This window comes from Cognaticolwellia mytili (assembly GCF_002104475.1).
GTDB classification, from domain to species: domain Bacteria; phylum Pseudomonadota; class Gammaproteobacteria; order Enterobacterales; family Alteromonadaceae; genus Cognaticolwellia; species Cognaticolwellia mytili.
Genome location: NZ_NBOF01000003.1, coordinates 57,123 through 71,534, shown reverse-complemented (window position 1 = coordinate 71,534; position 14,412 = coordinate 57,123). Strand labels below are relative to the sequence as shown.

General features: G+C 37.5%; 13 protein-coding genes. 6 read left to right on the top strand and 7 right to left on the bottom strand.

The genetic code is table 11. The features are described from left to right. Positions 1–301: 301 nt before the first annotated feature. Positions 302–1,498, bottom strand: a complete 1,197-nt coding sequence (locus B7C41_RS09955; protein WP_085298788.1) for a helix-turn-helix domain-containing protein — start codon at positions 1,496–1,498, stop codon at positions 302–304. A 285-nt stretch (positions 1,499–1,783) separates the two neighbouring features. Here B7C41_RS09955 and B7C41_RS09950 point away from each other — a divergent pair, with 285 nt between their 5' ends. Beyond that, the gene (locus B7C41_RS09950) at positions 1,784–2,209 is read left to right on the top strand and encodes a DUF6326 family protein (protein ID WP_085298787.1); all 426 of its coding nucleotides are present in this window, start codon (positions 1,784–1,786) and stop codon (positions 2,207–2,209) included. Between the two features lie 126 nt (positions 2,210–2,335). On the opposite strand, the gene groL is transcribed toward B7C41_RS09950, so the two are convergent. The 3 genes from groL to B7C41_RS09935 form a co-directional block, all read right to left on the bottom strand. Further along, entirely contained in the window at positions 2,336–3,988 is a 1,653-nt protein-coding gene (gene groL, locus B7C41_RS09945) for a chaperonin GroEL (protein WP_085298786.1), read from the bottom strand. A gap of 78 nt (positions 3,989–4,066) precedes the next feature. After that, a complete protein-coding gene (locus B7C41_RS09940; RefSeq protein ID WP_085298785.1) occupies positions 4,067–4,357 on the bottom strand; it encodes a co-chaperone GroES in 291 nt (96 codons plus the stop codon). 117 nt (positions 4,358–4,474) lie between these two features. Then, positions 4,475–4,996, bottom strand: coding sequence for an FxsA family protein (locus tag B7C41_RS09935; RefSeq protein ID WP_085298784.1), 522 nt, complete (start codon positions 4,994–4,996; stop codon positions 4,475–4,477). Between the two features lie 269 nt (positions 4,997–5,265). Here B7C41_RS09935 and cutA point away from each other — a divergent pair, with 269 nt between their 5' ends. Continuing rightward, positions 5,266–5,577, top strand: coding sequence for a divalent-cation tolerance protein CutA (cutA, locus tag B7C41_RS09930; protein WP_085298783.1), 312 nt, complete (start codon positions 5,266–5,268; stop codon positions 5,575–5,577). A 5-nt stretch (positions 5,578–5,582) separates the two neighbouring features. After that, on the top strand, positions 5,583–7,400 hold the full coding sequence (locus B7C41_RS09925; protein WP_085298782.1) for a protein-disulfide reductase DsbD: 1,818 nt from the start codon (positions 5,583–5,585) through the stop codon (positions 7,398–7,400). A 159-nt stretch (positions 7,401–7,559) separates the two neighbouring features. Here B7C41_RS09925 and B7C41_RS09920 read toward each other — a convergent pair whose 3' ends face one another. Genes B7C41_RS09920 through B7C41_RS09910 form a run of 3 tightly spaced genes read right to left on the bottom strand, consistent with a single transcriptional unit; the run spans position 7,560 to position 11,666 of the window. After that, positions 7,560–10,010 (bottom strand): bifunctional diguanylate cyclase/phosphodiesterase, encoded by a 2,451-nt coding sequence (locus tag B7C41_RS09920; RefSeq protein ID WP_085298781.1) that lies wholly within the window; start codon positions 10,008–10,010, stop codon positions 7,560–7,562. 2 nt (positions 10,011–10,012) lie between these two features. Next, a complete protein-coding gene (locus tag B7C41_RS09915; RefSeq protein WP_143764369.1) occupies positions 10,013–11,179 on the bottom strand; it encodes a hypothetical protein in 1,167 nt (388 codons plus the stop codon). A 34-nt stretch (positions 11,180–11,213) separates the two neighbouring features. Beyond that, positions 11,214–11,666, bottom strand: a complete 453-nt coding sequence (locus B7C41_RS09910; RefSeq protein ID WP_085298779.1) for a hypothetical protein — start codon at positions 11,664–11,666, stop codon at positions 11,214–11,216. Positions 11,667–11,956: 290 nt separating this feature from the next. Here B7C41_RS09910 and aroQ point away from each other — a divergent pair, with 290 nt between their 5' ends. From aroQ to accC, 3 genes are all read left to right on the top strand, one after another. Then, positions 11,957–12,403, top strand: a complete 447-nt coding sequence (gene aroQ / locus B7C41_RS09905) for a type II 3-dehydroquinate dehydratase (RefSeq protein WP_085298778.1) — start codon at positions 11,957–11,959, stop codon at positions 12,401–12,403. Between the two features lie 68 nt (positions 12,404–12,471). After that, positions 12,472–12,921 carry an acetyl-CoA carboxylase biotin carboxyl carrier protein gene (gene accB / locus B7C41_RS09900; protein ID WP_085298777.1) on the top strand — a complete coding sequence of 150 codons (450 nt, stop codon included), beginning with the start codon at positions 12,472–12,474 and terminating at the stop codon, positions 12,919–12,921. 32 nt (positions 12,922–12,953) lie between these two features. After that, on the top strand, positions 12,954–14,300 hold the full coding sequence (accC, locus tag B7C41_RS09895) for an acetyl-CoA carboxylase biotin carboxylase subunit (RefSeq protein ID WP_085298776.1): 1,347 nt from the start codon (positions 12,954–12,956) through the stop codon (positions 14,298–14,300). The last annotated feature ends 112 nt before the right edge of the window (positions 14,301–14,412 follow it).

Sequence of the window (14,412 nt, the reverse complement as noted above, 5' to 3'; positions counted from 1 at the left end):
ATTTTATGGTGCTACTATGAACATACTCTCAAATAAGAACACAAAATCACATTGATTTATTGAATATTTTTAGAAGTAAATATTTTTTTCCAGAGAAAAAATTATACTGTTTATGACAACAGACTTACATTAATACTAGGAGACATATTTAATGTTAAAAACATCATCTCTCCTTGCCCTTTATGGTAATAAACACAGCTCAGTTTCTAGCCACTTCTTCACCAAAACTAATTTTTAATACCTCAAAAGCTTACCTATTTTTTGTGCTCTTAAAAATATATGTTTCTGAAACTCTGAGAGATCAATTTGTGGTTTTCAGTGTTGAACTATATTGCTTACGAAACTCACTTGGGGTTTTCCCTGTCTCTTGTTTAAACGCTTTATAAAAAGAAGATCTAGCATTAAAACCAACTGCAAGTGCGACATTAAGGACAGTATCTTGATTCGTCAATATTTTCGGTTTAGCCGCCTCAATACGCCATTTGTTGATGAAATCAAAAAAATTCATAGATAACGTTTCATTAAGCGTTTGAGAAATATAGTTGGGAGAAATAGCTACATAGTTTGAAAGTTTTTGCAGAGTTAAACTTGAATCTAAATAGAGCTTTTCTTTTTCCATAATATCATTTATTTTATTTGCAATACGTTTTGATTGCTCTGTATCTAGCGCTGAGCGCTGATATTTTGTTGGGGCATCTAATGTGGAGTCTTCATTATCATTTTGAGACGCTAAATCTTCTGTTACTTCGTCATTCGAACCAACAAAGCCTGGTTTTTGCTGCAAACCAAAATGAATCAAGCTCCATACTAATAGCAACGAAAGTAAGCTCTCTGCTCTTAAACTGAATAGAAAACTGTCAAACAGGTTTGAAGTGAGCACTGTAACTAAAGAAAATAGCCAGGTACTAATAGCAACGAGTAATAGCCAGTTCATCCACTTAAGCTCTTTACCTTCATTATTAGAAAATACATTTTTTAGCTGCTTTCGATAAGTAACTAAACGACGAGTAATACGAAAAAACGTATAAACGCATTGCCCGAGCCAAAGAAGTATCATAATTAATAGGCTTACCATTAAGGTGATAGCGAATGGCTCTAACACCTCCAAATCATCAATAAATATTGCAGTATGCATATCTTTTGGCATAAACAATATCATCATGCTAACTAACACTGCCGGCAATAATAAAACAAAATGACGAGCTTGCTTTATATTCAATTCCCAAGGTTTTTCAGCGGTAACTCCTTCAACATAAAACCATAAGGACGGGCACAACACAAAAAGACTTGGGAATGCTATTGCGCTATAAATTTGATAACCACTAGAAAATTGGACGTGAACTAATGGCAGTATTGCTAAGATGCAAATGGCGAATAAAAAAAGCACTAACGGTAGATATATTACAGATTCTTTTGCTCTAGTTAGAAGTACGGGAACACTTAATAATATTTGTCCAATCATAATCAAGGTGAGAGTCATTACTATAGGGTCGGCCAAGTTCCATACCTTTTAATACACTTAAATATTTAAGTGTTTAACTCTACTTCATTATCCGCATAAATCCATACAAAAAAGTGTCCGCGCTTCTAGTCTCGGACGACATAACTTTTTATAAAGCATATTATTTTTTAGCCGAAAGGGAGTCGTACAAAAAGTATTATGACTACTTTATCGTTGGGGAAAGTTATTACAAACTTTGACATTTTCCTTCATCAATTACCTTAACCAACACCTATTTTCTATTAAATAGGTGACGCGACAAACAGAAAATTGGAGATAGAAGTGAGTTCAATAAATAGTACAGTAAGAGTTTTTGAAGACCTTCAAATAAACGTAAAACTGAAAATTTCAGCGCTTTGGGTAACGATTATGTTTTGCTATGTATACGGCGATTATATAGAAATTTACATACCTGGAGTTTTGCTTGAAGCGATGGAAGTTAAAGCAACGACTGAAACTCAATTAGAATTTTTTGCCGTCGCATTTCTCATGGTAATACCTAGTGCCATGATATTTTTCACCTTAGTACTAAAACCAAAAGTAAATCGTTGGCTAAATATAATATTACCGATGTTTTATATAATCTTGCTTATCGGAGTAAACTTATCTGGTGGTTGGGCGTTCTATCTATTTTTAACTGGTGTAGAAATTGTGATCTCGATTGCAATTTTGCAATACGCATATAAATGGCCACCAGTTGTAGCTTGATAAATCGTTAATAACTGCTCCCGAGTAACTTCAAAAGCAAAATTAATTCATAACAAAAAAGCCTGAATATCACTATTCAGGCTTTCGTTTAAATGGTTAGAGCTTCAGTTATAGATTTAAAATCTATTACATCATACCGCCCATTCCGCCCATACCACCCATGCCGCCCATATCAGGCATTGCAGGAGCCCCAGCATCTTTAACTGGAGCATCGGTGATCATGGCTTCTGTCGTTAGCATTAAACCAGCAACTGAGGCAGCAAATTGTAATGCGCTACGGGTTACTTTAGTTGGGTCAAGAATACCCATTGCTAACATATCACCGTATGTACTGTTACCAGCATTGTAACCGTAGTTACCTTCACCGTTGCGTACTTCGTTTAATACCACTGAGGCTTCATCGCCTGAGTTATTAGCGATTTGACGTAAAGGTGCAGACATTGCACGAATAGCTACGTTAATACCGTGAGTTTGGTCTTCGTTGATACCTTCAAGGTCTTTAATGACATCAGCAGCACGTACTAATGCAACACCACCACCGGCAACAACACCTTCTTCAACTGCAGCACGAGTTGCATGAAGTGCATCTTCAACACGAGCTTTTTTCTCTTTCATTTCCATTTCTGTTGCAGCACCAATTTTGATAACAGCAACGCCGCCAGCTAATTTAGCTAAACGTTCTTGAAGTTTTTCTTTATCGTAATCAGAAGATGAATCTTCAATTTGGCCACGAATTTGTGAAACACGTGCTTGAATTTCAGCTTCTTCACCAATACCGTCGATGATAGTTGTGTTGTCTTTAGAGATAACAACACGTTTAGCTTGACCTAAGTCTTCTAAAGTCGCTTTTTCAAGCTCCATACCAATTTCTTCAGAAATAACAGTACCTGCAGTTAATGTAGCGATGTCTTGTAACATAGCTTTACGGCGGTCGCCAAAACCTGGTGCTTTAACAGCAGCAACTTTAACGATACCACGCATGTTGTTGACAACTAATGTTGCTAGCGCTTCGCCTTCAACATCTTCAGCAATGATTAATAGTGGCTTACCCGCTTTAGCAACACCTTCAAGTGTTGTTAATAATTCACGGATATTAGACACTTTTTTGTCTACTAATAAAATGAATGGGTTTTCTAATTCAACAGCACCGCTTTCTTGGTTGTTGATGAAATATGGCGATAAGTAACCACGGTCGAATTGCATGCCTTCAACAACGTCTAGCTCATCAGTTAGTGCTTGACCTTCTTCAACAGTAATTACACCTTCAGTGCCCACTTTATCCATTGCTGTTGCAATGATTTGACCAACAGTTTGGTCAGAATTAGCAGAAATAGTACCTACTTGCTCAATCGCTTTATTATCAGCACATTCTTGTGACAAATCTTTTAACGCTTCAACAGCAGCAACAACCGCTTTGTCGATACCACGTTTAAGATCCATTGGGTTCATGCCGGCAGCAATTGATTTTAAACCTTCGTTTACGATAGCTTGTGCTAAAACAGTTGCCGTTGTTGTACCGTCTCCTGCTTCATCATTGGCTTTAGAAGCAACTTCTTTCACCATTTGTGCGCCCATATTTTCAAACTTGTCTTCAAGTTCAATTTCTTTCGCAACGCTAACACCATCTTTAGTGATTGTTGGACCACCAAATGATTTATCTAATACTACGTTACGACCTTTAGGGCCTAATGTTACTTTTACTGCGTCTGCTAATACGTTAACGCCTTTAAGCATTTTTGCGCGTGCATCGTTGCCGAATAATACGTCTTTTGCTGCCATGTTAATGACTCCTTAAATTCTGTTTTTGTATCGATTTAGATCAATACAATAAAATGAGTGGTTAATAGATAATGTCTATTATTCTACGATGGCTAAAATGTCAGCTTCTGACAAAATTAGTACTTCTTCACCGTCGATTTTTTCAGTCTTCATGCCGTAGCCTTCACTGAAGATCACTTGATCGCCAATTTTTACGTCTAAAGCGCGCACTTCACCGTTTTCTAGAATTCGGCCGTTGCCAACAGCAATAACTTCACCGCGTGTCGATTTTTCAGCTGCGCTACCTGTTAATACAATACCGCCAGCAGATTTTGACTCAACTGCTTTACGCTTAATGATCACACGATCGTGTAATGGACGAATACTCATTTCTTTCTCCTGGGAAGTTCTATTTAATAAAAAATAAAGAATTTAGTTTTATTACTATTTACTTGTAAAAGTAAGATGGGGATTAAAAAAAACTTCACAAGCCCCATCTTAAGAATTTTAATCTTTACGCTCAAATTCACCGTCTAAGGTTTGGCCTTTATGAGGTGATTGAATATGCTCTTGAAAGGGTGCTTCTTGTTGTTGAGCAAAATCGTCTTGGCTTTGCTCTTGGTTGTGAACATGACTATGCGTATGAAACTGAAAATGCTGGCCACCAGCACCATTAGTTTTAAGCTGTGACTTAACACTATTAACAATAGTATTTCGAACCGCAGGAATTAATAAACTCAAGCCAAAAAAATCAGTAACAAAGCCAGGTGTTACCAAAAATACGCCCGCAACGAGTAACATTAATCCAGTCACTATTTCGTCAGACGGCATTTGTCCTTGAGCCATTTTGGTTTGCACAGAGTTCAAGGTTGAAAGCCCTTGTTGGCGAACATACTTAGCCCCTAACCAAGCAGTAAAAATAACAATAGCAATAGTTGGCCATAACCCAAAAACGGCGCCGACTTGCATCAACACAGTGATTTCGATAATAGGAATAATAATAAAAAGTACAAATAAAAGACGAAACATAGTCGCTCCTAATAATCTTTAGTGAAACTTATATGGGGGTTCACGGGTCTTTTTCAACCGAACAATGATTTTAGGTGCTTTTCAGCCGACTTAGTTCAGCTAATTAACTGACATGGGCCATATTTACACACTGAAAAACGTGACATCACTTAATTGAACTTTTGTTTTTTGTTATTCATTTTATTGAGCAAGTGCAATAAACAGTCAATTACATTGTTACAATAATATAAGATTGCGACAAAATAAGTTTTTTATTGAGGTCTTTGATAATGTATCAAGTAACGTTGTGCACCTGTCCAACTTCTGCAATAGCACAAAAAATCGCAGATGAATTAGTAACAGAGAAGCTTGCCGCTTGTGTTAATATTTTACCGAACATTACCTCGGTATACCTGTGGCAAGAAAATATAGTCAGAGAGACAGAAGTACAGCTATTCATAAAAAGTAAATGTGAATATTTTGAATTGCTTAATGATAGAATTAAGCAATTACATCCGTACGACACTCCTGAAGTTATCGCGTTGAACATCCAGCAAGGCGATCATCAATACTTAAACTGGATTAATGAGTCTTTAAAATAACGGTTATGAAAAAAATTGTTGCTGTTTTTTGGTTAATTCTTACTTGCCTATCTTTTAGTCATGTACCAGTGGTACATGCGCAAGATTCAATTTTTAATGCTCCGGCGTCATTGTTTAGTAATGACGACGAGTTTTTAAAAGTTGATGATGCATTCATTTTTGATTTTCACCAGCAAAAAAACAAGTTACAGGTTAGCTTTAATATTGCTGACGGCTACTACCTTTACCGCCATCAATTTAAATTCACCGTTAACAATGCGACTATTGTTCCGGTAAATTTGCCAGAAGGCGAGCATCACGAAGATGAATTTTTTGGTGTTCAGCAAATATTTACTGGCCAACTCGATTTTACTATCGATATTGCACAAGCGAGTGATAACGCCAATATCATCATTCGTTACCAAGGTTGTGCAGAAAAAGGTTTATGTTACCCGCCAACTAAGAAAACGCTAGATTTAACTGAAGTAATCAAAACAACTTCAGCTAATGACGCGGTATTAAGCGCCCTTAGCACAAGCAATAGCTCAACTGAAACGGAAACAAGTAGTAGCGAACAACACCAATTAGCTGACATGCTTAAAAGTGACAGTGTTTGGTTAACTTTAGCCGCGTTTTTCGTTGGTGGTTTATTGCTATCTTTTACTCCATGTGTATTCCCAATGTATCCAATTTTAACCGGAATCATTGTCGGTCAAGGTGATAAATTATCGACTAAAAAAGCCTTCACATTATCCTTTTTCTACGTGCAAGGTATGGCAGTAACCTACACCATACTTGGTATTGTAGTGGCTATTGCTGGCGCGCAATTTCAAGCAATGTTTCAACATCCCGTAGTGTTAATTGCCCTAAGTGTATTATTTATCTTCTTAGCACTCTCAATGTTTGGCGTATTTAATTTAGCTTTACCCAGCAGCTGGCAGAACAAGTTAAACCAAGTCAGCAGTAGTCAAAAAGGTGGCTCATATGTTGGTGTTTTAGTCATGGGGGCTATTTCAGGTTTGGTGGCATCACCGTGTACTACTGCGCCATTAACAGGTGCGCTGTTATATATTTCTCAATCTGGCGACATACTATTAGGCGCATCAGCGTTGTACGCTTTAAGTTTAGGCATGGGCTTGCCACTACTTATTTTAGGTAGTTCAGGTGGTAAATTACTGCCTAAAGCGGGTAATTGGATGAATGTTATTAAGAACATTTTTGGCTTGTTGCTACTTGCTGTGCCAATTTTCTTACTTGAACGTTTCTTACCTGTTCTAGTTATTGACGTAATGTGGATTGTGCTTGTTTTAGCAACTGCCGGTTATTTTTATACGGTAAACCAAGACTCAGCGAAAACATTTGGTTTCGGTTTACGTAGCATCATAATATTCTTAATCTTCTTTTTGGGTGCGAACAAAGCTTATCAATTGGTTTATCCAACAGCACAAATTTCAGTTTCACAACAAACTCCGCAACATGGTTTTGAACACGTGAAAAACTTAACTGAAATGAATCAAGCAATTGCAAAAGCTAATGCTGAGGGAAAAACGGTGATGGTTGATCTTTATGCTGACTGGTGTGTGGCTTGTAAGGAATTTGAAGAATACACCTTCTTTGAAGCAAACGTACAAAATGCTCTTGCTGGCTCTGTGCTACTACAAATTGATTTAACTGATACTGGTTCAACAGATAGTGTTGAGTTGATGTCGCATTTTGAAATATTCGGGTTACCATCAATTCTATTTTTTGACAAATCAGGTAATGAGTTAACTCAACGCCGTGTTACTGGTTTTATGGGTGCTGATGACTTTTCTGCGCATGTAACTAAAACGTTTGCTCAATAAACCTTATTTAGGACGGGTCAAACAAACAGAAAAAAAGCGCCGTTAGGCGCTTTTTTTATTACCCAAAATAAACAGTTTAATTGCCTGTATTCTCATGACTTAAAATTGCATAAACATCAACACACACCAATAAAAGTTAATAATATATTCAATACAAAACTAATTAACCGTTGAGTCTGAATTAATAAAAGCTTTCCACTTACCATCAATAATTTGTCGATTAATAAAGTCAAATAACTCAATTTCAGGGATAGGCTTCGAGAAGTAATAGCCTTGTATAAGATCGCAGTCATGCTCAGTTAAGCTACGTAATTGTGCTTGAGTTTCTACACCTTCAGCAATGACTGTTAGTCCCAACTTTTTCACCATAGCAATAGTCGACATAATGATTTGAAAATCAGCATGATTTTCTAGCATGCCAAAAACAAAACTTTTATCTATTTTGATCACATCAACTGGCATACGCTTTAGGTATGCCAAAGAAGAGTAACCGGTACCAAAATCATCAATAGCAAAACTAAAACCTAAACTGCGCATGGCACTCATGGTTTCAATAGCTTTATCAATATCTTTCACTAAAATTTGCTCTGTCAATTCAAGTTCAAAGTTACTCGCGGATAAATCAAACTCTTCAAGGAGCTCCTTCAAGTAATCAAGCAACTTAACATCAGCAAATTGGCCTGCAGAAAGATTAATGGCGATAGTGATATCAGCTAAACCAACAGTCTTCATTTCTTGATAAAGCTCAAAACATCGTCTTATAACCCAGTAACCAAGTTCAATCATATGTTCTGAGTTTTCTAAGATTGGAATAAAGTCATCTGGCGATACCATACCTCGCTCAGGGTGCTGCCAACGTAAAAGTGCTTCAAAACCATGTATTTTATTGGTTTTAGCAGCTAATTGAGGTTGTAAACTTAAGCTAAACTGCCCTTTCGCCAGAGCTTGCTTTACTTCGCTTTCCATCATTACTCGGTGTGCAACACGTTGGAACATACCGCCTTGGTAAACAAAGTACTGATCACCTCCATTGTCTTTTGCTTCATACATAGCAATATCAGCATGGCTAATGAGCTCACTCGCTTGAATTAACTCCCCATCAGTCATTGCAATGCCAATACTACAACTAACATAAAATAAACTGCTATTAACTTTAATCGGCTGTTGAAAACTTTTTAAAATCGCTTTTGCAAGTTCTTCTGCTGTATCTAATGAGATATTTTCATTAAGTAAAATAAGAAACTCATCGCCACCAAAGCGACAAACGATATCGCTGCTAGCCACACTCAAGTTAATGCGGTTGGCTGCTTCAATCAGTAACTTGTCCCCTTCACCATGGCCATGAGTATCATTTACTTTTTTAAAGTCATCTAGATCTAAGAATAAAACGCCAACATTACGACTTTCTCGAGAGGCACTTTTTAATACTTTTCGCAACTGGTAACTGAGCATATTGCGATTAGGTAGACCTGTTAATAAGTCATACATAGCAATATTTTCTAATTCTTGCGTTTTCTGGGTGACCTCTGTATTTAACTGTTCGAGTTCATAGCTCAACTCCGTTGTGGCATTGATTAAAACATCCACTTCATCAAGAAAAACTTTTGATGGGGCTACTTTAACTTTTCGAAATTGCTCAAATTCTTTTCGCGCCAATAGCGGAAGAATATCTGACAATAGCAATAGTCTCTTGGTAAAAGGGCCAGCAACAAAATAAACAAGTAAGGCTATAACAATAAGTATTGCAACAGCAGAAAGTAAAAACTGCAAACGATAGTCAAGGTACTTCTCGGTAAAAGAGCTAACGTCATCAACTTGTGCCATGAAAAAGTTTTGTGTGTTCGATTCTGCTAGCGGCAAAAGGCTTATTAAATAACTTTTGCCGTTATGTTCTATTTGCACTCCTTCTTGCTTAACATTTAATAGCAATTCTTGTGATTGGTGATTAGCAAATAAGATCTTCATCAACTGAGGTGCAGATGAAGTAATAATTCTTGCATTCGCCAATTTAACTTGTTGCTGCTTGTCAAATACTACAATCGCCACTTGATTTTCAAGCGCTTGATTAATAGCAAAAATAACATCAACGAATGAGATAGACATTGAAACAATTGCCATATTCCCTTTTGCATTTAAAATGGGCACTGAAACTAACTGAAAACACTCTTGGACACAGCTTAACTGGTAATCTGGTGCATTAGTTTGAACAACACGCTTGATGCTGCCTAATACCTGTTTTGATAAGGGTGCAGATTGAAATATAGGGTGCATTTGCTCAGATGTCAGCCATAAAGACTCAACGTTTTGATTAATCTGTAAAGCATCAAATTGTTGCTCAAGTGCACTTGCCGCTAAGGAGAAATCAGTTTTCTCTTTTAAATGGATAAGGTCAGTAAAAGACTCTAGCCAGTTACGAGTTTGCTCTCGTACAATCCGACTTTGCATATCAAATTGTGCTTCTCCTTGACGTAACTGATTGTTTTGATATTGAACAAACTCTTGATCAAGGCGAGATATTGATAACATTGAAATGGCAAAGCTTAGTAACATCAACGCGCTAACAACGAGAATAAAAAACTTTGTTGAAACGCTGACAAACCTAGTTTTCATAGCTAAAACCAATACATCAATTGAATTGCCCAAACTTGCCAGTTTTTACTGCCATTGGCAACAGGATCAGGTTGTACAATCGGAGATAATCTTGCAGCACCCTGCATCCAGTGATATTCGGCATTTACCCTAAAGTCACTCGAAAAATCATATGATAAGCCAATGACCGTATCATTATGAAAACCAAAATACGCCGGCACTAATCCACCAGTATTTTGCTCTAACTTGCTACCATTCTTATCCTCTTTATTATTGTAAAAACGCTCATGCCGCGCCATTATTGAGAGATCTTTTTGCAGTTTATAGCGAGCTTGTAGGTAATAACCTTGCCCTACTTCATCACGTTTAAAGGTTGAAAAATAGAAGTCTTTAGTTATAAATCGTTCTTGAAATAATTCTCCAGTAAACTCCCAAAACTCACCTTCATATAGCGCATTGGCAGTGTAAAATTGAAAAGTAAAGCTTCCATCCGAATAGTTATCAAGGTTCCCGCTATCATAGTTAAAAGTGGAGTCGAGCGCAGAGAATCCAAATCGCCATTGTGAGTTTGCTGGCCGCCAATATACACTGGCCTGTAAATCTAAATCATGCCCAAACTCTCCAGTAGAAAGGTCACCAAGAATAACATCTGCTTGCTTATTGGAAATCGTACTTTTCCCTCGGCTAAAGTTAAAATCAATCTCTCCAAGGCTGTCATCACTGTAGCTTAATTTTACTGCAGCGCCATCGCCACCTACCGCTATATCACGAAAACCATCAAAGTAAACTACTTGCGGAATGATAATTGATGGCCTAGCAAAAGGAATATCGCGAGTACTCGAATATAGCCAGTGATTGTTTTTCACACGACCAAAATAAAAACTCGCTTGCCATGACTCATTGTGAAAAGCATCCCACTCTAAAAGCAGGTAGTCCAAACGAGGACCGGCATGATAACGATTACCACCATTTAAGTAGACAACTTGACCTGCAATACGAAAATCATCATTAAGCTGATATGAGGCATTAAGTCCAATCTCGGTTAATTCAAGTGAAACACTTTCATCTGCATTAATAAAATTACTATTATTGGCGTCAATCACTCCTTGCGCCACAAAACCATGCACTTGTAATGATTCATCTGGTATTTTTGCTGCATTGGCATTAAAAGCAAAGTAAACGCTACACACGGAGCTCACAAAATAAAAAAATAATTTAGATGATCTAATCATTAATTTTAATGACATTAACATCTTTTACCTCCAATAGATTTTCCACATAACCGATAGCACCTTTAGTTGATTTCACCGCCTTGATCAGCTCACTTTCATTGGCAACTTGAATGGGGGCTACGCCATAACCCGAAAATGTCAACTTATGCCAAATACGATCGAGCTGATAAGGGAATAGTCGTAACTGTTCTTTACAAAATTTTTGATGAAGTGGATCTTTACTAGCCAAAACAAAGACCACAATAGGCGTGCCATTCTTCCAGTGCGCTTGACGCATAGAGTATATTCGGCGTAACTGTGTTGTTGACAGCAAAGCAGTGTCTGCTGTTATATTTGAGATAATATTTATTGCTTCCACTTGGGGGGAGAAGAGCAAGATAACAAAAGCAATTCGAATAAATATGGTTTTAATAACTTCATCCTTGTTTTTAACATAGAACGACATGACAACATTTAACCCTAACGACAATACCTTACGTCAGAGTTAAATCAATGAATTAATTAAAATTCCTATAAAATTTAGTTTAGTAAACTTATGTCAACTTACAATAAATATCCTATCTTAATTTACCACCCAAGTGATTAGACCAGTATTTTGCTGCTATATTCTGCGAAAACACTATAATAATCGCCTAACTGTATTAAATACGATATTTCACTAATTTCCATACAAAATCGTATCTAAACATGACATGATAATGATACAAGCCAACGTTAAAGGTGTTTTTACCGAAGATGACCACTAAGTTTAACATTTTAATATTAAACGGCCCTAACTTGAATATGTTAGGAAAGCGTGAGCCGACCATTTATGGTTCATTATCATTGACTGAGATTATGACAAATTTACAGTGTATTGCCAATTCGGTAAACGTTGAACTAAGTCATTGTCAATCAAATGCAGAGCATGTTTTGATTGATGAAATTCATCGCAGCTTCGAAAAAGTAGATTTTATTATTATAAATCCAGCGGCCTTTACTCACACAAGTATCGCAATTAGAGATGCATTGTTATCAGTGAGCATCCCGTTTATCGAGGTACATTTATCAAATGTTCATACACGTGAAGCATTTAGACAACATTCGTATTTATCAGATATCGCGATTGGCGTTATTAGTGGCTTAGGTGCCAGTGGCTATGAGTTTGCTTTACAAGCAGCCATTGCTCACATCAAAAAATAGTAATTAAAGTATCTTAATCACTTTAATCATTCAAAACATAAATTTAATAAATATTAAAAGGTATTCAAATGGATATTCGCAAAATAAAGAAGTTAATTGAGTTAGTTGAAGAGTCTGGAATTAATGAACTAGAAATCTCTGAAGGTGAAGAGTCTGTGCGTATAAGCCGTGGCAGCACAGTAGTACAAGCAGCTCCTATAATGCAAGCTGCGCCTATCGCAGCGGCACCAACGGCGGCAGCACCTGCGACTGCGGCGGCACCTGCAGCAGCTCCAGCATTATCAGGTCACCTTGTTCGCTCTCCAATGGTTGGTACTTTCTACGCTTCTGCTTCCCCTGATGCTCCAGCCTTTGTTGAAGTTGGTCAACATGTTAATGCTGGTGATACATTATGTATCCTTGAAGCCATGAAAATGATGAACCAAATTGAAGCTGATAAATCTGGCGTAATCAAAGAAATTTTAGCGTCAAATGAAGATGCAATTGAATTCGATCAACCGCTATTCATCATTGAATAATCCCATATACATCAACGCATAAGGGTCATTCTATGTTAGATAAAGTTGTTATCGCCAACCGAGGCGAAATTGCACTAAGAATATTACGTGCATGTAAAGAATTAGGCATTAAAACAGTTGCTGTGCATTCAACTGCCGACAGAAATTTAAAGCACGTTTTATTAGCTGATGAAACCATCTGTATTGGCAAGCCATCGGCACCTGAAAGTTACCTTAATATCCCTGCAATAATAACAGCGGCAGAGGTAACAAATGCTGTTGCAATTCATCCTGGATATGGCTTTTTAGCAGAAAATGCAGACTTTGCCGAGCAAGTGGAGAATTCAGGATTTGCTTTTATAGGTCCTAAAGCAGAAAGCATTCGTATCATGGGTGACAAAGTTGCCGCTATAAAAGCAATGAAAGTAGCAGGTGTCCCTTGTGTTCCAGGTTCAGATGGCCCATTAAACGATGACGAAGAAGCAAATAAAGCCCATGCTAAACGCATTGGCTACCCTGTTATTGTTAAAGCTGCTGGTGGCGGTGGTGGTCGAGGTATGCGTGTTGTGCGCAGCGAAGAAGAATTAGTCGACTCTATTGCGCTAACTAAAAAAGAAGCCGGTACTATTTTCAAAAATGACATGGTTTACATGGAAAAATTTCTTGAAAATCCTCGTCATGTTGAAATTCAAATCATGGCTGATGGTCAAGGTGGCGCAATCCATTTAGGCGAACGTGATTGTTCAATGCAACGTCGTCATCAAAAAGTGGTTGAAGAAGCTCCAGCACCAGGTATTACACCTGAAATGCGCGCTAAAATCGGTGAACGTTGTTGTAAAGCTTGTATCGATATTAACTACCGCGGTGCAGGTACATTTGAATTCTTGTATGAAAATGGTGAGTTCTACTTCATTGAAATGAATACTCGTATTCAAGTTGAGCACCCTGTAACCGAGATGATCACTGGTGTTGATCTGATCAAAGAGCAATTACGTGTTGCTGCTGGCCAGCCATTATCTTACACCCAAGATGATATTAAAATAGCAGGTCACTCAATAGAGTGTCGTATTAATGCTGAAGATCCACGTACTTTTATCCCTTCACCGGGTAAAATTACACGCTTCCACCCACCGGGCGGTTTAGGCGTACGTTGGGATTCTCACATTTATGCTGATTATTCTGTTCCACCACACTACGACTCTATGATTGGTAAATTGATCACTTGGGGCGATAACCGTGATGTAGCCATTGCTCGCATGCGTAATGCCTTAAGCGAATTAGTGATTGACGGCATTAAAACTAACATTGCTTTGCATCAAGACATTTTAGATGATCAAGGTTTTGTTAATGGTGGTGCTAACATTCACTACCTAGAAAAGAAATTAGCTGAAACTGAATAAAGCTTTAGCTAGTTTTTAATATGAGCCCTGCACTGCAGGGCTTTTTTATGTTCAGGATGAACTGTATTAAGCGATTACATGGATGTGAATGAGCTGTTATGCCCGGATGGCG